16 protein-coding genes are annotated in these 20062 nt (G+C 37.0%); 11 read left to right on the top strand and 5 right to left on the bottom strand.

Annotated elements, in window-relative coordinates:
• The first annotated feature begins 20 nt into the window (after positions 1–20).
• Positions 21–179 carry a hypothetical protein gene (locus MP478_RS17520; RefSeq protein WP_230032857.1) on the top strand — a complete coding sequence of 53 codons (159 nt, stop codon included), beginning with the start codon at positions 21–23 and terminating at the stop codon, positions 177–179.
• 187 nt (positions 180–366) lie between these two features.
• Positions 367–537, top strand: a complete 171-nt coding sequence (locus MP478_RS17515) for a bacteriocin (protein ID WP_230032859.1) — start codon at positions 367–369, stop codon at positions 535–537.
• Between the two features lie 72 nt (positions 538–609).
• On the opposite strand, the gene MP478_RS17510 is transcribed toward MP478_RS17515, so the two are convergent.
• Together MP478_RS17510 and MP478_RS17505 are read right to left on the bottom strand one after the other, a co-directional pair.
• Positions 610–1656 carry a PA0069 family radical SAM protein gene (locus MP478_RS17510; RefSeq protein ID WP_257201179.1) on the bottom strand — a complete coding sequence of 349 codons (1047 nt, stop codon included), beginning with the start codon at positions 1654–1656 and terminating at the stop codon, positions 610–612.
• Positions 1657–1779: 123 nt separating this feature from the next.
• Positions 1780–1974, bottom strand: a complete 195-nt coding sequence (locus tag MP478_RS17505) for a hypothetical protein (RefSeq protein ID WP_230032863.1) — start codon at positions 1972–1974, stop codon at positions 1780–1782.
• A gap of 174 nt (positions 1975–2148) precedes the next feature.
• On the opposite strand from MP478_RS17505, the gene MP478_RS17500 reads away from it, so the two are divergent.
• Positions 2149–2499 (top strand): hypothetical protein, encoded by a 351-nt coding sequence (locus tag MP478_RS17500; protein ID WP_257189581.1) that lies wholly within the window; start codon positions 2149–2151, stop codon positions 2497–2499.
• Positions 2500–2618: 119 nt separating this feature from the next.
• Here MP478_RS17500 and MP478_RS17495 read toward each other — a convergent pair whose 3' ends face one another.
• From MP478_RS17495 to MP478_RS17485, 3 genes are all read right to left on the bottom strand, one after another.
• Positions 2619–5276: a hypothetical protein gene (locus MP478_RS17495; protein ID WP_257201178.1), complete on the bottom strand. Its 2658-nt coding sequence runs from the start codon at positions 5274–5276 to the stop codon at positions 2619–2621.
• A gap of 193 nt (positions 5277–5469) precedes the next feature.
• Positions 5470–6261, bottom strand: a complete 792-nt coding sequence (locus MP478_RS17490; protein ID WP_257201177.1) for a DUF2797 domain-containing protein — start codon at positions 6259–6261, stop codon at positions 5470–5472.
• Between the two features lie 37 nt (positions 6262–6298).
• A complete protein-coding gene (locus MP478_RS17485) occupies positions 6299–7357 on the bottom strand; it encodes a DUF389 domain-containing protein (protein WP_257201176.1) in 1059 nt (352 codons plus the stop codon).
• A gap of 76 nt (positions 7358–7433) precedes the next feature.
• On the opposite strand from MP478_RS17485, the gene MP478_RS17480 reads away from it, so the two are divergent.
• The 8 genes from MP478_RS17480 (at position 7434) to MP478_RS17445 (ending at position 19984) form a co-directional block, all read left to right on the top strand.
• On the top strand, positions 7434–8462 hold the full coding sequence (locus MP478_RS17480; protein WP_257201175.1) for a GDP-mannose 4,6-dehydratase: 1029 nt from the start codon (positions 7434–7436) through the stop codon (positions 8460–8462).
• Positions 8463–8597: 135 nt separating this feature from the next.
• The gene (locus MP478_RS17475) at positions 8598–8819 is read left to right on the top strand and encodes a DUF2795 domain-containing protein (RefSeq protein WP_002662059.1); all 222 of its coding nucleotides are present in this window, start codon (positions 8598–8600) and stop codon (positions 8817–8819) included.
• A gap of 121 nt (positions 8820–8940) precedes the next feature.
• Positions 8941–12015, top strand: coding sequence for a preprotein translocase subunit SecA (gene secA / locus MP478_RS17470; protein ID WP_257189571.1), 3075 nt, complete (start codon positions 8941–8943; stop codon positions 12013–12015).
• 149 nt (positions 12016–12164) lie between these two features.
• On the top strand, positions 12165–14321 hold the full coding sequence (locus MP478_RS17465) for a TonB-dependent siderophore receptor (RefSeq protein WP_257201174.1): 2157 nt from the start codon (positions 12165–12167) through the stop codon (positions 14319–14321).
• A 38-nt stretch (positions 14322–14359) separates the two neighbouring features.
• On the top strand, positions 14360–15559 hold the full coding sequence (locus MP478_RS17460; protein ID WP_257201173.1) for a PepSY domain-containing protein: 1200 nt from the start codon (positions 14360–14362) through the stop codon (positions 15557–15559).
• Positions 15559–17673, top strand: a complete 2115-nt coding sequence (locus MP478_RS17455; protein ID WP_257201172.1) for a TonB-dependent receptor — start codon at positions 15559–15561, stop codon at positions 17671–17673. Before MP478_RS17460 ends, MP478_RS17455 begins: the two co-directional genes overlap by 1 nt.
• 51 nt (positions 17674–17724) lie before the next feature.
• Positions 17725–18936, top strand: a complete 1212-nt coding sequence (locus tag MP478_RS17450) for a PepSY domain-containing protein (protein ID WP_257189567.1) — start codon at positions 17725–17727, stop codon at positions 18934–18936.
• A 79-nt stretch (positions 18937–19015) separates the two neighbouring features.
• A complete protein-coding gene (locus MP478_RS17445; RefSeq protein ID WP_230032879.1) occupies positions 19016–19984 on the top strand; it encodes an ROK family protein in 969 nt (322 codons plus the stop codon).
• Positions 19985–20062: the final 78 nt, after the last annotated feature.

Below are 20062 nucleotides of genomic sequence, written 5' to 3'. Positions count from 1 at the left end.
AAATTTTTAATTAAAACAGTATGAAAAATTTAAAAAAACTAAGAAAAGACCAACTGAAAAGTATTTCCGGAGCAGGAATCAAACTTCCGGAGCCTGAATTTTGTATGTATTACTGTAATGGTACTGTCATCTGTGCAGGCTGCAGTGATGATTTCAAATGTCCGGACGACTCAATGTAAAATTGAAGTTCAAACATAATTAGAAACTGAAACCACTCTTTCCCGAGTGGTTTTTAATTTCCACACCTTTCTTATAATACTATGAATTAAATCCTTAACAAAATTTTTGCAATAAAAAAAATAATTCCATCATGGCTGATTTATAAGTATTTTGATTATCTTTAGGCTAACATCAAACTAAAATATTATGAAAAATCTAAAAAAACTGAGTAAAGAGAAACTGAAAAGTATTTCCGGAGGAATAAGCTATCCTTTTCCCGGAGACTGCTTTTATGTATGTAGCGACGGAATAACGTATAAGGAATTGTGCAGGGCAGAGTTTATCTGTCCGGATGGTGAACAACCTGTTATCTATTAGCAACAACCTGTACCTTACAAAAGCCGTTCTTAATTTGGGCGGTTTTTTATTTCCATTAAAATCAATTTAAAATTAATCAAACAGCCGTAATTGCTGATCTCTGCTTCCGGTAAAGTTTGCCGTAGAGAGTTTTGGAAACTCCTTTCCGTCAAAAAACTTTTTCCTACCAATTTTAAAGGTATTATGAATCATTTCAGCAATATTTCCTTCTCCCCGCTGCCTTTCAAAATATCTTTTATCTCCCAGCTTCCCCCCACGCATAGAACGGATCAAATTTAAAACCTTTTGAGCTCTATCCGGAAAATGTGCTTCAATCCAGTTGACAAAAACCGGTTCTACCGTATCATTTAAACGTACCAACGTATATCCGAATCCCAATGCCCCGGCATCAGAAATAGATTTCAATATAGATAAAGGTTCGTCACTGTTTAATCCGGGAATAATTGGTGCTACCATTATATGTACCGGGATTTTATGTTCAGAAAGAACTTCTATTGCTTTCAATTTATTAGGGGCAGAGCTTGTTCGGGGCTCCATTTTTCGCCTAAGCTCTTCATTGATAGTCGGAATACTTAATGACACAGATACCAGATTCTGTTCTGCCATGGGCTCTAAAATATCCAGATCCCTCAATACCAATGCATTTTTTGTAAGGATATTAACAGGATGTCTGTAGTCAAGACAAATTTGCAGCAGTTTCCGGGTAATTTCAAATTGCCTTTCAGCAGGCTGGTAACAATCTGTATTTCCGGAAAGCAGAATCGGAGCAGCTTTGTATCCTCTTTTTTGGAAAAATTTCTCCAGCAGGTCCGGAGCATTCTTTTTTACCATGATTTTTCTTTCAAAGTCAATCCCGGCACTGTATCCCCAATACTCGTGGGTAGGTCTTGCAAAACAGTAAGAACAGCCATGCTCACAACCCTGATAAGGATTCATGGAATATTCCATAGGTAGATCCTCGCTTTTAACCTGATTCACAATAGTTTTGGGAAAAACTTCAGTAAAAGAAGTCTTCACTGTCTCGAAATCTTCATCTTCAGGCTCATAGGTATACCTGTCGAAACGGTTGATAACGTTTCGCTGCGCGCCCTGACCTTTTTTGAAATTTTCGTTTTGCATTCTGATGTAAAATTAAAATGGAATTGACATAAAATAATGAGTTTTAACACTAAAGTTTTCCACAAAGAAAATCCAACACTTTCAAAAGCGTTGGATTTAAACATAATTAAATATATTATTTTACTACTTCAGCGCGAATAATTCTACTCCATGATTTTCATCATCCTGGTTTTTTTCATCAAAGTGTCTGTGATAATCTGAATAACTATCACTATATTTTTTATCTTTCTTCGTTAATATTTTTTTAATGCTTATAAAGCTTAATACTGCCAAAAGACCAACTCCCCCTGCCAGTAAAACTCCAACTTCTTTTTTCATATTTTCTTTGATTTATTGCTTTTACCATTGCAAAAAGTATACCTATTTGAATTTTCTGAATTATAAATTTTGTTAACATTAAACTTTATTTTTAAGGAAATTATAATTCGTTATTTTTCTTATATTTAGAAATGTAATGGTTTAATTATTGTATTAATTAAGGAAAATATTATTATGGAAAATCCGGAAAACATCGACAGAATGACCACTTTAAGCCAAGTCATGAAAACACTCTCTGAAAGAGGAATACATAGGGAATTCAGAATGAATGAAAATTGCGAAATGAAGTTTGAAAATTCTGATAAAATCTATCAGCCATCTGAATTAACCATCTTAAAAACATACCGTTTCGAAGGAGACAGCAATCCTGATGACAACGCTGTTCTTTACGTCCTGAAAGACAGTAACGGAAACCGTGGAATGATCATCGATTCCTATGGTGCAGACAGCAATTATCCCGGGGAAGAATTTGATAAATTTTTGAGAGATATTCCTGTTCTGGAAAGTGACGAATTTAATTTTTAAAACATATTGAGCTAAATATTATTTTTTAAACCATTACAGCCATTCTGATGAAAATAATTTTCTTCCATTAATGGGAAAATTCTGTTTTTGTCATGATGATATCGTAATGGTTTAAAAAATTATTCCGTTCCAGAACTATCCTTCTTTTTAAAGACATTATGTAAAAAGCCTTTCTTTTTCTCACGTTGCGGTTTAGGATCCGGCTGTTTGTCTTTTGAATCTTTGATTTTATTTTTTATTTCTTTAACAGACTGCTTCACGTCTTTCACAGAAGAAACGGCATCCTTCACTGTTTTTTCCGTTTTTTCAACATTCTTACCAATCAATGTTTTTTTCAAACCCAGCTCAATTCCTTTCCAAAAAAGATTAAAAAACGACTTCGTAGGATCCCTTTCTACATTTTCTACCGTCACCGCTTCTGGGAAGCTTCCGGAATTGGATTTTAAGAAAACATTTGCCACAGCCGTGAGGAAGCCTTTCTTTTCATGATTATCTTTGGTAAGAACAGCAATCTTCAGGTCTTTATGTTTTAAATTAAATGTTCCGTGTAATCCAGCCGGATTTCCCTTAAAACTGAAGAGCATTTCCTGAATTGTTCCAGCAGTAGCCGTTACATGAAGATAAGGCCTGATAAACGGATTGATTCCACTTGCAGGAAGATTCGCCGTCCTGCCCGAAATCACAAATCCATCATTCTGATCAGCAACATCAAAGTTCCAGTTCACAGCAAGCGGTGCCAGATTCATAAATGAACAATTGATTTTAATATCAACTTTGGTAGGTTTTCCTTTTGCTTTGGCAGAGTTCAGGTTTTTGACGTTCATATTGAAATTACTGAATATCAGTTTCCCTGGTCCCATACTTTCGGGAGTATCTTCTTCATACACCAAAACAGAGTTCTTCAGGTCCAGATTGGCAATATTCATCGGAATTTTAATGGACCGCAACATCCTGGAATATAAAGCTTTCACTTTAGGGTCATCTTTCGGAATCTTGCTTCTGAAAATATTGGCGTCAGCAGAATGAATGGTTACATGGGATGCATTGATAAATTTCTGGTGAGAGAAAAGATCCCAGCTGCCTTCTGCAATAATCTGCCCTGCTTTCAAATCATAAAGGTCTCTTTCTACAGGAATCATTTTGATAAACTGGGCTCTCGAAATGAGAGGCTTCATTGCAAAATTATTAACCTGGATTTTATTTTTATTTAATTTCAAAAGTCCGAGACTGATATGGTAGAACTGAGTTTTATAAGCCAAATTACGGGTCGTCAGAAAATAATCTTTTACATTCAAAGAAAGTCCCTGATTATTGGGCTTAGGAGTAATTTCTATACCATTTACCGTAGCGTTCAGGTCATGAAATGCCAGCGGCTGTTTTCCTTTATCATAAATAATCTCGGAGTTTTTTAAAGAAACTTTTCTTACAATTACAGAATGGATAATCCCTGGCCCGGGATTTCCAGGTTTTGTGTGACTTCCTGCCTTAATTGTTCCGTTTACATTTTCTATAAGGACATCTTTAAGATCCAGCATCAGTTTTCTATCAATAAAATCAAATTTATTAATATTAAATGCAATATGCTTGGTTGTTATATCCATTGTTGTCCGCTCATTTACAGGAGCTGCCGGTGTTAAAACAACATTTCTGATTTCTCCGCTTGTTGGCTTTAAGGCTACGCTTCCTATCTTAATATTCTGATGATTAGAATAGACAATATTTTTTCCGGAAAATGTGAAATCTTTATATCCGAGAGGAATAACCTTTTCAGAAGTTTCTTTAGTGAATACCAGCTGATTAATGCTTAAATTAAGATTTCCGGCAGACAGAAGATTTTTTCCGTCCGGTTTATTAATCTTAACCACAGCATTATTAAGTTTTATATTTTCTAAGTCAACTTCAAAGTTTGATTTCTTCTCGGTCTTATGAGTCTTTATTCCTGTATTATAAACTGTTAAAACAGGATTTTGGAAATCAGCATTGGCAAGAGAAACCTTATTTTTATTTAAAACGACATCTTTAAAATCCATCCTGGGAATGGTAAATTCAAACAACCGCGTTTTCCTGGGATAGAACTTTTTAAACTGATCAAAAGACAGAAGCGGGATCAGCTTAAAGTCTTCTACCGACATCTGGCCGTCTGCTGTGTTAATAGAGTGAATGGTAATTGCATATACTTCATCTGGCCGGAAAAAAAATTTTTGCCCTTTAATACTGTAGCGGTCAAAAACCACGGGCAGCTTGCTCTCTACGGATTCTTCTGTCAACTGTAAGTTTTCTACAAAAAGATCCAGATGCTGTACCGATAAAAATTTTTGCCTGGTAGGTCTGAAAATAGCTATTGTTCCATCATTAATTCTGATGTTTTCAAATAAAAACGGATTTCTCTTTTTCCCTGTTTTTTGTTCAACAGGTTTTGCAAGAACCACATTCAAATTAGGTTTTGCCAACAGCAGATCTGAGGAACTTATCTTTTTATTGAAAATAGCATCATAAATACCAAAACGGCTTATTTTTAAAGTATCAATAGTTCCCTGTAGTCCTATAACATCAGTGTTTTGTGGATTCTTACTGTTTACGGAAAGAGCTGTCGCTAAAATATTTCCTGTACTGAGATCTACATCCAGCGTCTTGTAGGATATCTTATAATCCGTATTCTTTTTAATATAATCGGGAAGCTGGGTCTTAAGCCATATGTTCAGTCCAAAATTCGCGACAAGAAGAACTCCCGCCAAAATCCCCAGACTTATTAATAACTTTTTAATCCATCTTTTCATATTGTGATTTTAGTTTTAGCCCAGCTTAAAGATAAGACTTATTGATGTATCTGCTCTCTTTTTTGAATTCCTGTGCTTATAATAATTAATCCTTGATTCAAAAACACAAACCATTTACCTATAGATTCTTAAGACCAGACAAAATTTATATTGAAACCCTTAGCGGTTTTGCTGGAAAGAGTTTCAATACTATTTATATTCCGAGTTCAATTACATATCCCTCGTGTCCTCTTATATTTATAAAATTACCTCCTTCAAATCCCAGATACTGCCCTTTTATTCCTGTAAGCTTCCCTGCAAACTCCGGCTTTTTATCCAATGTAAACGAAGTTACTTTTTCAGGTTTTTCAAAAGGGTAATCGAATCTCCAGAGATTTTCGCCTTCGCTATAGAATTTTTGAAAGTCTTCGGGGAAATATTCTTTAATTTTCTCTCTGAAATCAGCAAGATCTATCTCATCTTCAAAATCATCCTGAAGCATTTTTCGCCAATTGGTCTTGTCTGCCAGATGATCTTTTAAGGCAACTTCTATCATTCCGGCTTCATAACGGTTCTCTGTTCTTGCAATGGGTAAAGCAAAAGTAGCTCCCTGATCAATCCATCTTGTCGGGATCTGAGTATTTCTTGTCACCCCTACTTTTACATCTCCAGTGTAAGCAAGATACACCGTATGGGGCTGCAGCTGAATTTCTTTTTCTACCTCCAGATCACGTTCTGCTACTCCCAAATGCGCTGTAGAAAGCTCCGGCCGGATAATGGTATAACTGGCATAAGGACTTTCAAAAAAACAATTCTTGCAGAATCCCATTCTATAAATCGCCTTATCCTTGCCACAATTTACACACTGGAATCCGATATGTTTGATGCTTACCTCTTTTCCAAACAACTCATTCATATGGATGAGATCCCCCGAAAGATTGAGGTAGTATTGGATTGGTTTTGCATCATAGCTTGTCATTTTTAAAATTTGCCCTTGAAACTGCATACTTGTTAAGTTTATAAGTAAATATAAAGATTTTAATTTATTTAATTTTATTTTGAGTTTTTAACTGGATCATCTCTTCCTTCAAGGCCGTTATCTGGCTTTGAAGTTTTTGAATTTCGGTATTCTCCGCGCTTTGTATATGGGGTGAATATTGCCATATTAAATGAATGTCTTTAATCAGATCGTTGTGCTCTTCAAGTCTTTTTTCACTGATTGTAACACTGTCATTCAGAAGCGTGATTTTTAAAAAATCCTGTTCATCTTTTTTAAAAGATTCATAATTAATAATAGCCAGCTCAGGATGATTTTCTTTGATACTTTTAATATAATGCTCTGAACGTTCTTTCAATTTTTCTTTTTCCCATTTCTTTTTTGTAAGCACAATACTCGGTAACAAAATAATGATTGAAATTAAGCTGATCAATCCGGAAATTTTACGATTCTGAACCTTATCTTTTTTCCTATAATATTGGGGATAACCTAGCATCAGACTTAGCACCCATGTTCCAACTGCTATAAAAAAGCAGTTGATCAGATAAAAGTAAAAGCCACCCCAAAAATATTCCCAGTTTGCATTGGCTATTCCAAATCCCGCTGTACAAAGAGGCGGAATACATGCTGTAGAGACTGCAACACCAGCAATAACCTTTATTGCTTCTTTTCTTATAATCCCCAGAAACCAGGCCAATCCTCCCAGAAATGCCAAAAAACAATCAAAAATAGTAGCTGTTTTAAAGCTTTCCAGTTGTGATGTTTCTGCATGAAAAGGTGAAATAAAAAAATATAAAGCAGAAGAGCACAGTGCAACAACAATCATTAAAGCCCAATTAATAACCCCTAATTTTATAAGTTTCTTATTTCCTATCGAAAAACCAAAAGACATTCCCACAATTGGTCCCATTAAGGGTGAAATAAGCATAGCACCAATCACTGCGGCCGGGCTGTTGATATTCAGTCCAATACATGCAATTCCCATAGAAATGACAAGAAGCCACAGATTATGTCCACGAAAATAAATTCCCTCCTCTATTTCCTGGAAGGTAAATTCTTCCTCTTCTTCTTTGGGAAGAACAAATAGTTTTTGGAAATTAATCATTATTTTTATTTTCAGACAAAAGTATAAAAACAGCATTCAAGTATTATTAATAAATTTGACAAATAAAAAACAAAGGATGATTTATCTTGTAACAGGAGGAAGCGGCTTTATTGGTTCTCATTTAATTGAACGATTATTAAGAAATGGACATTCTGTCATAAACATTGACAATTTTGATGATTTCTACAGTTATCATGTTAAAATCAAAAATACTTTAGAGTCTATTGGTGTAATTTCTGATTTTGAGTTTTCTGACAAAGAGACCGATATTCAACGTTTGATCAACCTCTCTTATTCTGATGCCTATTCACTTTACCATCAGGACATTAGAGATAAAAAAGGACTTGAAAACATCTTTAAACATCATAAAATTGACATGGTAATCCACCTGGCGGCACTTGCAGGTGTTCGTCCTTCCATTGAAAAACCTCTGGAATATGAGGAAGTCAACGTCCGGGGAAGTATGAATCTTTGGGAGCTGTGTAAAGACTTCAATATTAAAAAAATCATTTGTGCATCCTCTTCAAGTGTGTATGGAAATAATGTTAAAATTCCTTTTGCAGAAACAGACAATGTAGACTGCCCTATTTCGCCTTACGCTGCTACGAAGAAATGCGGCGAGGTTTTAGGCCATGTTTACCATGACCTTTATCAGATTGATATGATTCAGCTTAGGTTTTTTACCGTTTACGGACCAAGACAAAGACCGGACCTTGCTATACACAAGTTTACAAAACTTATTGTGGAAAATCAGGAAATTCCTTTTTATGGTGACGGAAATACGGCAAGAGATTATACGTATATTGACGATATTATTGATGGGATTACAAAGTCTGTCTTTTATCTGGAAAACCACTCTGATATCTATGAGATCATTAACCTGGGAGAAAACCAGGTGATCACTTTATCTGAAATGGTTGCTACCATAGAAGGAGCACTGGGAATGACTGCCATAAAAAAAAATCTGCCAATGCAGCCGGGGGATGTCACAAAAACAAATGCAGATATTACCAAAGCCAGGGCTTTAATAGGCTATCAGCCAAGCACAGACTTCCAAAATGGCATAAAAAAATTTGTGGAATGGTTTTTGAGAAAACGACATTAGTAAATTGCTGACATCACTGTAACACAGTTTATGACAGGCAATCATCAAAAAAAATTATAAAAAGAATTGAAAATCAAGTATAAAAAAGCTTATTATATAACCTATTTTTATACTTTTGCAAAAAATTAGAAAATTATGTACTGGACATTAGAATTAGCCTCCTATCTAAGTGACGCACCTTGGCCAATGACAAAAGCAGAGCTTATTGACTACGCAATCAGAACTGGTGCACCTATGGAAGTAGTAGAAAACCTTCAGGCCATTGAGGACGAAGGAGAAATTTATGAATCTATCGAGGAAGTCTGGAGTGACTATCCTACTGATGAAGATTTCCTTTGGAACGAGGACGAATATTAATAAAGCGATAAGCTTTAGGCCGCGTGCTTAGAGCTTTTTTGCCCTTTTTATATAGTAACACGATAAGCGTGTCATTTAAAACGCTTAAGACATCTTGTATTAAGCATAAAGCAAAAAATTTATGAGTTTTTTAAACAAAGTTCTTAAAGGGTTTTTGGGAGACAAAAAAGCGCAGGACCTAAAAGAAGTAAAAAAAGTTGTAACAAAAATCAAAGCTGTAGAACCTAACATCCAACAATTAACGGATGATGGGTTGAGACAAAAAACTGCTGAGTTTAAAGAGAATATAAAATCTGCAACCAGTAAGATTACAGCTCAAATAGAACAGATAAAAGAGCAGATAAAGAATTCAACAAATGTTGACGAGAAAGAAGCTCTTTTCTCAAAAATTGAGTCTTTAAAGAAAGAATCATACGAAATTGAAGAGAAAGTTCTTGCTCAGATCCTTCCGGAGGCTTTTGCATTGGTAAAAGAAACGGCAAGAAGATGGGCTGAGAATGGAGAAATTCGTGTAACAGCCAATGACTGGGATAGAGAACTGGCTGCTGCAGGAAAAGATTTTGTAGAAATTCAGGGAGACACAGCTGTTTGGAAAAACTCATGGGATGCTGCCGGAACTCCTGTAGTTTGGGATATGGTCCACTATGATGTTCAGTTTATCGGAGGTATTATTCTTCACGGAGGTAAGATTGCCGAAATGGCAACCGGTGAAGGTAAAACCCTGGTAGGAACATTACCTATTTATTTAAATTCGCTTCCTGAAAGAGGGGTTCACGTAGTAACCGTGAATGACTATCTTGCTAAAAGAGACTCCGCATGGATGGGGCCTCTTTACCAGTTCCACGGAATGTCTATCGACTGTATAGACAACCACCAGCCGAACTCAGACGGAAGAAGAAAAGCATACAACTCAGATATTACCTATGGAACCAATAATGAATTCGGTTTCGATTACCTGAGAGATAATATGGTGGCTTCACCTTCAGAATTGGTACAAAGAGAACTTAACTTTGCTATCGTGGATGAGGTAGACTCTGTATTGGTAGATGATGCCAGAACACCATTGATTATTTCCGGACCTGTTCCACAAGGAGACAGACAGGAATTTGATGTTTTAAAGCCTTCTATTGACAGAATTGTTGAAGTGCAAAAGAAAACGGTTTCTGCTATTTTTAATGAAGCAAAAAAATTAATTGCTGCAGGAAATACCAAAGAAGGAGGATTCAAATTGCTTCAGGCTTACAGAGGTCTTCCTAAAAACAGACAGTTAATCAAATTCTTATCGGAAAGCGGAAACAGAGCATTGCTTCAGAAAGTGGAAGCTCAGTATATGCAGGATAATAACCGTGACATGCCGATCGTAGATAAAGATCTTTACTTCGTTATTGAAGAGAAGAACAATCAGGTAGACCTTACAGACAAAGGTGTTGAATACATGTCTCAGGGGAACTCTGATGCCAACTTCTTCGTACTTCCTGATATCGGGACTGAAATTGCTGAAGTAGAAGCTAAAAACTTGTCTAAAGAAGAAGAGTTTGAAGCTAAAGAAAAACTTTTCTCTGATTTTGCCGAAAAATCAGAACGTGTACACACGATGAGCCAGCTACTGAAAGCCTATACATTATTTGAAAAAGATGATGAATATGTGGTGATTGACGGTGAGGTAAAAATCGTTGACGAGCAGACAGGCCGTATCATGGAGGGACGCCGTTATTCAGACGGTCTTCACCAGGCCATTGAAGCAAAAGAAAATGTAAAAATTGAGGCAGCAACTCAAACTTTTGCAACCATTACGCTTCAAAACTATTTCCGTATGTACAACAAGCTTACGGGAATGACAGGTACTGCTGAAACAGAGGCGGGTGAGCTTTGGGAAATCTACAAATTAGATGTTGTGGTCATTCCTACCAACCGTCCTATTTTAAGAAATGACAAACAGGATTTAGTTTTCAAAACTAACAGAGAAAAATACAATGCTGTTATTGAAGAAATTGAAAAATTAACCGCAGCAAGAAGACCTGTACTGGTAGGTACAACTTCTGTTGAAATTTCTCAGTTGCTTTCAAAAGCACTTCAGCTAAGAAAAATTCCGCACCAGGTACTGAACGCGAAACTTCATAAGAAAGAAGCTGAGATTGTTGCAGGAGCAGGACAGCCGGGAGTTGTAACCATTGCAACCAACATGGCAGGTCGTGGTACGGATATCAAGCTTACTAAAGAAGTAAAAGAAGCTGGAGGTTTAGCAATTATCGGTACTGAAAGACACGACTCAAGACGTGTTGACAGACAGCTAAGAGGTAGAGCGGGACGTCAGGGAGATCCGGGAAGTTCTCAGTTCTATGTATCTCTTGAAGATAATCTGATGCGTTTATTCGGATCAGAAAGAATTGCTAAAATGATGGACAGAATGGGTCATAAAGATGGTGAGGTGATTCAGCACTCTATGATCAGTAAATCTATCGAAAGAGCTCAGAAAAAAGTAGAAGAAAATAACTTCGGAACCAGAAAGAGGCTTCTTGAATATGATGACGTGATGAACAAACAGCGTGACGTAATCTATAAGAGAAGAAAGAATGCTTTATTCGGAGATCACCTGAAATATGACATCACCAATATGATTTTCGATGTTGCCAATTCTATCGTTACGAAAGGAAAAGCAAATGGAAGTTATAAGGATTTTGAATATGAGATCATCAAAACTTTCACGATGGAATCTCCTGTTTCTGAAAGCGAATTTGGTAACAAAAACATTCAGGATTTAACGAATATCTTGTTCAAAGCTGCTCAGGAAGATTACCAGATGAAGCTGAACCTATTGAAAGAAAAATCATTCCCTATTATTGAGAATGTATATCAAAATCAGGGTTCAATGTTTAAAATGATTCAGGTTCCTTTCACAGACGGCCACAAAACAATGACTATTGTAGCTGATCTTAAAGAAGCTTATGATACTCAGTGTGAGAGTCTGGTTACTGATTTTGAGAAGAACATTACCCTGTCTCTTATTGATGAAAACTGGAAACTTCACCTTCGTGAGATGGATGATTTGAGAAGATCTTCCCAAGGAGCTGTTTACGAGCAGAAAGATCCGCTTGTAATTTATAAGCAAGAGTCCTTCCACTTATTCAGTGAGATGATTGACAAATTAAACAAAGAAATTATTTCTTTCTTATACAAAGGAGAAATTCCAGCGTAAGAAATAATTCATACTATTATAAAAAATCCGCTTCAGCTTTGTCTGGAGCGGTTTTTTTTATGTGAATATCATCATTATATGACAAATATCAATCATTTAATTTATTTAGAACAGTTAAAAATAATATATTTGCAGAAAATTTGACTTTCATGAAAAATGTACTGATCTGTGCTTCTATGCTAGGCTCTATGCTGGTCTTTTCCCAAAAAAAAGACACCATCAAATCCAACGATATCGAAGAAGTAGTTGTTAGCGGAAGATATTATCAGAAATACAAACTCAACGAAGTTTCCGGTTCATTGAGAATCCAGACTCCCATCCTTGAGCTTCCACAGAATGTACAATCTATAAGCTCACAGGTTCTTGCCGATCAGCTTACATTGAATATGTCTGAGGGCATTGTTCGTAATGTGAGTGGTGCAAGAAAAGTAGAACACTGGGATAATGTGTATTCCAATGTTTTTATGAGAGGTGCAAGTATTTCCACTTTCATGAACGGAATGAACGTTTCTTCTACATGGGGACCTATTAACCCTGATGCATCTATTATTGACAGAATAGAGTTTGTAAAAGGACCTGCCGGATTTATGGGTTCTATGGGAGATCCTGCCGGATTTTATAATGTGGTAACCAAAAAACCAACCGGGAAATTTGCCAACAGTGTACGTTTCACTACCGGAAGCTATAACCTTTTCAGAGGTGAAGCGGATCTGGATGGAGTTCTTGTGAAAGACGGTGTTTTAGATTACCGTATTAATTTAATGGGAAGTTCTAACAATTCCTGGGTTGAAAATGATAAAACAAGCAAAATTATTGTTGCTCCGTCCATTACTTTCAGACCAACAAAGACCACTACATTTACTGCACAGTACAATTATCAGTATTTAAAATTCAACCAGCCGGGAGCCTACCTGATGTCTAATGACGGATATGCTTCGCTGAATGTACATACTAACTTTAATGATCCAAACTTCAAGAAAACTGAAGTAAAAGATCAGAGTTTATTTTTAAGCTTAGACCAGAAGCTTTCTAAAGACTGGGTTTGGAGCACACAATACGCTTATATGGACCTGAACTATGACGGAGGATCATGGTGGGGAACCTTTGATCCGAAAAATAAGGATGTTTTAAACAGAACGTTAAGCAACTGGCAGGCGAAAGGAAAAAATCACATTTTCCAGACCTATGTAAGAGGAAAGCTTACTACAGGAAATATTGTTCACAAAATTATTGCAGGATTCGATTACGGAGACAGAAAATACAATGCTGACTTTTCATCTTTTGCAGGAGGGCCTTTCCCAATCAATATTTATAATGTGAATTACGGAGTGGATCCTTCAAAACTTCCTTCCTCAGATTTTTATACCTTAAACACTTCTGCTCCATTTTATAATGACCAGGGAGTAAAATATACTTCATATTACGCTCAGGATCAGATTGAAATGTTTAACAATAAGCTAAGAATAACATTAGCGGGAAGATACACAAGCGGTAAAACCTATTCGGCATATCCTAACCTGAGTCCTGGAACTCCTATTGTACCTGATACAGCAGGAGAGTTTACACCAAGAGTGGGAGTAAGCTACTCTATTGATGAAGATTTCTCGGCCTATGGTATCTATGACAAAACTTTTACACCACAGTCCGGAACTGGGATTAACCAAACTAAGATTACAGATCCTTTCAGAGGACAAAATATTGAATTCGGATTGAAGAAAGACTGGTTCGGTGGAAAATGGAACTCTACTTTTGCCGTTTACGAAATCCGAAGACAAAATATTCTTGTTGCAGGACCTAAAGAACAAAATGGAGGAAATCCTTTCCAGGTTGCTACAGGTGAACAAAGAGCAAGAGGTTTTGAAACTGATATCAAAGGAGAAATCATCAAAGGGATGAACATTGTTATCAACTATGCTTATACAGATGCAAAAACCATCAAAGACACAGATCCTACAAGAATTGGAATTCAGTCTCCGGGAAATGCGAAAAATGTGCAAAATACTTGGGTAAGCTACAGGTTTGAAAATGGCCTTATGAAAGGATTCGGAATTTCAGCTGGTTATCAGTATCAGGGAGGAAGACAATCCTGGTTTGGGGTAGGTGCAACAAAAGATCAAAGCCTTCCGGATTATTTTGATACCAACTTCGGAGTTTCCTATGTTGCCAAAAAATTCGATGTCAATCTAATATTGAATAATGTCCTTAACAAAAAGCTTTACAGTGGATACAGAGGAGATGCCGGCGAATATGCCTGGATCTACAATGCTCCGCGTAACTGGAGACTATCAATAGGATATAAATTTTAAAAATTAAGGTTAACCCTCTGGAGGGTTAACTTTTTGCTATGAAGAAAAAGCATCATAAAAAGAAGGTTTCTTCAACAAAGAAATGGTCTGCCAAACTGCATTTGTGGTTTGGCTTATCCGTTGGTATTATTGTTTTCATTGTTTCTCTCTCGGGAACATTATATGTTTTTAAGGATGAAATTCAGAATAGTCTCCGTAAGGAAGCCATTTATATAAAGAATGTTGATGCCGGAAAAAAACCTTTATCAATCAATCTTCTTCGTGAGAAACTGAGCTTAGAACTCCATGAAAAACATCCAATAAGTGCTGTTGAAATTCCCCTGGACAAAAATAAATCCTACCGTTTTTTCTATTATGAGAAAAGTAAAAAAGGCTGGAATTATTTCCAGCAGGTTCTCATCAGCAAGCAAGTCTATGTCAATCAGTACACCGGGCAAATTCTTGCGGTATATAATGAAAAATATGATGTTTTCACCATTCTGAAATACATTCACTGGAGTCTTTTGCTCAATTCTGAATGGGGCCCGTATATGGTAGGGATTCCCACAGTACTTTTCATTATCATGCTGATTACAGGAATCATTTTATGGTGGCCTAAAAACAAAAACGCAAGAAAAGGACGCTTTTGGTTCAACTGGAAAAATATAAAAACATGGAAACGAAAGAACTATGACCTTCACAATGTATTGGGGTTCTATGCTTCATTCATTGCATTATTACTAAGCATTACCGGAATTTACTTTGCCTATCCTTATGTAAAAAACGTTTTTAACTTTGCGTTATCCGGATCGGTGAACCTGCCTAAAGAAAAAGAAATCAAGTCTCCGGATTCGTTAATGGCGAAAAATGAGAATATTTTTGATCTTGCAGCAGCACAAACAGAAAAATTATATTCAGGATCAGCCAGCTTCAGAATTTCTTTAAACGGAAAAAACAAAAAAGGAAAGGAACTTAAAAACTTACCCGTTACCATTTACGGACAAGAGGGACGGTTTAGTGAAAGAAGCCTGCTCACCTTTGATAAATACTCAGGAAAACTACTAGCCGATAGACCTCATCAAAAACTGACCATTGCCGAAAAATATTCCAATGCCAATTATGATATTCATACCGGATCTTATTTCGGAATCGTTGGAAAAATCATCTGGTTTATTGCCGGGCTCATGTGTACATCACTCCCTGTTACCGGATTTCTGGTATGGTGGGGAAAAAGAAAGAAACAAGGAAAGAAAATATAATGAAAAAAGCGCTTTTATCCGCTGCCTGCTTAGGAACAACAACCGTTTTTGCCCAGGTTAAAGATAGTTTACAAACCAAAAACGTTGATGAGGTCGTGATGACTGCTTCAAGGAAGAAGGAGAACATTAAAGAGGTCCCCAGCTCCATTACTGTTGTTGCAGAAAAGCAGATCCAGTCTCAGCTGACCGTCAATTCAGATATTACAAGTATCCTTCAGTATACCGTTCCAAGTTTAGGAACCAATTCGGGGCAAACTTCCAACACAGGACAGACATTAAGAGGGCGCCAGGTATTGGTATTAATCGATGGAATCCCACAGTCTACCCCACTCCGGAACGGGGCAAGAGATTTAAGAGTGATTGATCCGTCAGCTATTGAAAGAATTGAAGTGATAAAAGGGGCATCCTCCATCTATGGAAATGGTGCAGACGGCGGTATCATCAATTATATTACGAAAAGAAGTAAAACGGATAAAAAGATTTCCGGAATCTCGCAGATCGGTATTACGGGACAGCCTTATGGAGGGACTTTAGGCGTAAGAGCCAGCCAGCTTTTAACAGGAAAAGTCAGCAAATTTGATTACACTCTATCACTGGCCTATGAAAAAACGGGCTATATGAAAGATGGGGACGGTGTTATGCTAAGCCCAACTTACAGTACTGCCAAAATGGATAACTACAACGGGATGCTGAAGCTAGGCTATGACATCAATGACAACCAGAGAATTGAAGCATCATATATCGGCTATTCATCAAGATCAAATCTTAATTTAGGATTAAAGACAGGTGTTTACGGAATTGAGCCTACCATTGGACAAGGAGAAGGAAAAAGCCTGGAAACAACGCCTCAGGGAACGCCAAAAAACCACAATATCAGGGTAAGTTATGACAATAAGAACTTATTTGCCGGAACAGCCTTAAATATTAATCTTTATTACCAGGATTTTAAAACGGTTTACGGATACAGCGATACGTTTTTTAATGGAGGGCAATCCAATGTTATTTCTAAAAAAGCAGGCGCCCGGTTTAATTTTGATACACAGCTTTGGAATTCTCAAAATTCTCAGGGAGAGATTATGTATGGGGCTGATATTTTAAATGATCAGACCGTACAAAAGCTGGAAGACGGACGTTTCTGGACTCCCAACATGAATATGACCAATATTGCGCCTTTCCTTTTGGTAAAAATTGATCTGCTTAAAAAGCTAACCATTAAAGGAGGTCTTCGCTATGAAAACATCAAAGTTAATGTAGATGACTTCAATACCCTCTCTGTTATTAAAAACGATGGAACATTTACCAAGAGTATTCCTGTAAACGGGGGGAAGCTAAGCTATAATGCCTTAGTGGGAAATATAGGTCTCCGCTATAATATTGAACCTTATATTAATCTTTTCGGAAGCTTTTCACAGGCCTACTCTATCAATGAGCTGGGAAGAATTCTAAGAACCTCAACTTCTGAGACGATTCAAAATCTTGAAACAAAACCCATCATTGTTAATAATTACGAGCTTGGGGCAACAGGACAGCTTTCCAGCTGGCTTAATTATGAGCTTACATCCTACGTAAGTACCTCGAAATTGGGAGCAACCTTTGTACAGAGTGCGGACAGAGCTCTAACTATTAAAAGGGCTCCGGAAGTAATTTATGGGGTGGAAGGTTTTTTACATTTTACGCCTGTCAAATGGCTTCAGTTCGGAGGAAGCTATAGCTGGATAGAAGGTATTACTTCTCCGGACGACAATGGAGATTATTCTGCAAAAATCAACAACAGCAGAATTTCAGCACCCAAAGTACTGGCGTATGCTCAGGTAAGGCCTATTCCGACATTATCTATCGGGGTAGATATGCTACATTCATTTAGGCAGAACAGATTTGAGCTCAATGCAAAAACAGGGCTATATGCTTATGGGGAAGGATATGTTCCGGACTACACTGTTTTTAACTTAAAATCAAGCTACGAGGTAAACAACAACTGGAAGGTATCTTTAGGAGTTGAAAATATTCTCAACAGAGTTTACCAGCCATCAATTGCCTGGTGGACAGCCAGAGACAGTGATTTCACCAATTCTTTGGGAGCAAGAGGAACTCTCATGATTGAATATAAATTTTAATTAAACTAAATAAAACTAAAACATATCTTTGCTTTAGTTTTCCATTGCGATATGAATAAAAAGCATCATCATAAAAAAAAACCGGGATTCTTTAAAAAATGGTCTGCAAAACTGCATCTGTGGTTTGGGCTCGGAATAGGGTTTTTGATTTTTATTATCTCCATTACCGGCGCATTGTATGTCTTTAAAGATGAAGTGGAAAATTTTACCCGTAAAGATGTCATTTACCATCAGGAACAAAATATTGAGCAAAAGCAGGTTCTTCCCATCAGAGTGATGGAAAAATCTGTTGCAGAACAGGTAAAAGAAAAATATCCTGTCCATTGGGTCAATATTCCTATCGATAAAAAGCTGTCTTATGTGTTCTACTGGTATGAACACAACACGGATGCCTGGAATTATTTTGATGAATTTCCCGTCTATAAAGCAGCCTATGTCAATCCTTATACAGGAAAGGTACTGAGGGTATATGACGAAAAAAACGGCTTTTTCAATATTGTAAAAATGATCCACTGGAGCTATCTTTTAAAACAGGACTGGGGAACTTATGTGGTAGGAATACCGGTTATTATCTTTATCATAATGCTGATCAGTGGGATTATCCTGTGGTGGCCAAAGAATAAAGCAGCAAGAAAACAACGTTTTGCATTGAAGTGGAAGAACATCAAGAGCTGGAAAAGAAAGAACTACGATCTTCATAATGTCTTAGGATTTTATGCTTCCATCTTTGCTTTAATTTTTTCTATAACCGGCTTATTTTATGCTTTCTTTGTGGTTCAGGCTATGATCTACGTACTATTCTCCGGAGGGGAGACAAAATATCCTGATTTTTCACACATCAAAACAAAAGCGCCTATTGAGCTGAGAACAGAGGGAACTTTGGATAAAGTCATCAGCACTGTACAACAGAAATATCCGGATTCTTATGGATTTGCTATAGATCTTGGCCACGAACATATGGATGACCATGAGCATCCCAACTTTGAGGTATACGTAAAACACCTTAGTTATTCTTACCACAAAAGCAGCAGTCTGATCTTTGATGAAAACTCCGGAGAATTGCTCCATACCCATGATCAACAAGATAAAAACTTCGGTGAAAAAGTAGTGGGATCCAACTATGATATTCACGTGGGATCCATTTTAGGTCTTCCTACCAAGATTATTGCATTTATTGTCAGTCTTATCTGCGCATCACTTCCGGTAACAGGATTTATGATATGGTGGGGCCGGAAAAAGAAAAAACCGTTAAAAACAGTCTAAATTTTTAAATAAAATTGAGTTCTTAATCCATTAATACAATCTTTTTTATAATTTTAGCCCCTAGAATTTAATAATAGAGATGTCATTAATAGATTTATCAAAACAAGTTGCCCTGGGAGTTGATATCGGCGGAACCAATACCAAATTTGGAGTAGTCAATCATCGTGGAGAAGTTCTGGACAAAGGAAACCTTAAAACCGATGCCTATGACAGAGTGGAAGATTTTATCGATGCTTTATATGAACACGTTTATCCTTTAATGGAAAAACACGGGACGGAAAAAAATTTCGACGGAATCGGAGTAGGCGCACCTAATGCGAACTATTACAAAGGCACCATAGAACTGGCTCCCAATCTACCCTGGAAAGGAGTTATTCCTTTTGCTGAGCTGATGACAGCCAAGTTCAATTTACCCTGTACGGTTACCAATGATGCTAATGCAGCAGCGTTAGGTGAAATGCTTTTCGGAGCAGCAAGGGGAATGAAAGATTTTATCATGATCACGCTGGGAACAGGTGTAGGAAGTGGAATCATTGCCAATGGAAGCTTAATCTACGGACATGATGGCTTTGCCGGAGAATTGGGACACACTATTGTAAAACCAGGTGGAAGAAAACATTGGAGTACAGGTTCTGAAGGAAGCCTGGAAGCCTATGCCTCTGCCACAGGAATTACAATCACTGCTAAAAAAATGAGGGCAGAATTTGCAGAGTCTATGCTGAACCAGTATCCTGAAGAGGAAATTAATTCTAAAACAGTATATGAATGTGCATTAAAAGAAGACCCCATTGCTATTGAAGTCTTCAGATATACAGGACAAAAACTGGGTGAAGCACTGGCTAATTTTGTGATGTTTTCTTCACCACAGGCCATCCTTTTATTCGGAGGGGTAATTAAGGCGGGAGACTTTATCTTAAAGCCTGCAAAACTTCACATGGAAAGAAACCTTCTTCCTATCTTTAGAAATAAAGTAAAATTAGTATTCAGTGAACTGGACGAAGCAGATGCAGCCATCTTAGGAGCAAGTGCGTTGGTTTGGGAAAAATAACTGAACAAACATTTTATCATACAAGCAGTCCAAATGGGCTGCTTTTTCTTTTTTAGGAACCATAGATGACACTGATTC

The organism is Chryseobacterium sp. WG14, assembly GCF_024586945.1.
Classification (GTDB): Bacteria; Bacteroidota; Bacteroidia; order Flavobacteriales; family Weeksellaceae; genus Chryseobacterium.
The sequence above is the reverse complement of the archived record's forward strand: the minus strand, read 5'-3'. Positions and strand labels throughout refer to the sequence as shown.

Bases quoted from the DNA above. Each gene is read 5' to 3' on its own strand.
- MP478_RS17520 (WP_230032857.1), top strand. From the start codon at position 21: ATGAAAAATTTAAAAAAACTAAGAAAAGACCAACTGAAAAGTATTTCC.
- MP478_RS17515 (WP_230032859.1), top strand. From the start codon at position 367: ATGAAAAATCTAAAAAAACTGAGTAAAGAGAAACTGAAAAGTATTTCC.
- MP478_RS17510 (WP_257201179.1), bottom strand. From the start codon at position 1,656: ATGCAAAACGAAAATTTCAAAAAAGGTCAGGGCGCGCAGCGAAACGTT.
- MP478_RS17505 (WP_230032863.1), bottom strand. From the start codon at position 1,974: ATGAAAAAAGAAGTTGGAGTTTTACTGGCAGGGGGAGTTGGTCTTTTG.
- MP478_RS17500 (WP_257189581.1), top strand. From the start codon at position 2,149: ATGGAAAATCCGGAAAACATCGACAGAATGACCACTTTAAGCCAAGTC.
- MP478_RS17495 (WP_257201178.1), bottom strand. From the start codon at position 5,276: ATGAAAAGATGGATTAAAAAGTTATTAATAAGTCTGGGGATTTTGGCG.
- MP478_RS17490 (WP_257201177.1), bottom strand. From the start codon at position 6,261: ATGCAGTTTCAAGGGCAAATTTTAAAAATGACAAGCTATGATGCAAAA.
- MP478_RS17485 (WP_257201176.1), bottom strand. From the start codon at position 7,357: ATGATTAATTTCCAAAAACTATTTGTTCTTCCCAAAGAAGAAGAGGAA.
- MP478_RS17480 (WP_257201175.1), top strand. From the start codon at position 7,434: ATGATTTATCTTGTAACAGGAGGAAGCGGCTTTATTGGTTCTCATTTA.
- MP478_RS17475 (WP_002662059.1), top strand. From the start codon at position 8,598: ATGTACTGGACATTAGAATTAGCCTCCTATCTAAGTGACGCACCTTGG.
- secA (WP_257189571.1), top strand. From the start codon at position 8,941: ATGAGTTTTTTAAACAAAGTTCTTAAAGGGTTTTTGGGAGACAAAAAA.
- MP478_RS17465 (WP_257201174.1), top strand. From the start codon at position 12,165: ATGAAAAATGTACTGATCTGTGCTTCTATGCTAGGCTCTATGCTGGTC.
- MP478_RS17460 (WP_257201173.1), top strand. From the start codon at position 14,360: ATGAAGAAAAAGCATCATAAAAAGAAGGTTTCTTCAACAAAGAAATGG.
- MP478_RS17455 (WP_257201172.1), top strand. From the start codon at position 15,559: ATGAAAAAAGCGCTTTTATCCGCTGCCTGCTTAGGAACAACAACCGTT.
- MP478_RS17450 (WP_257189567.1), top strand. From the start codon at position 17,725: ATGAATAAAAAGCATCATCATAAAAAAAAACCGGGATTCTTTAAAAAA.
- MP478_RS17445 (WP_230032879.1), top strand. From the start codon at position 19,016: ATGTCATTAATAGATTTATCAAAACAAGTTGCCCTGGGAGTTGATATC.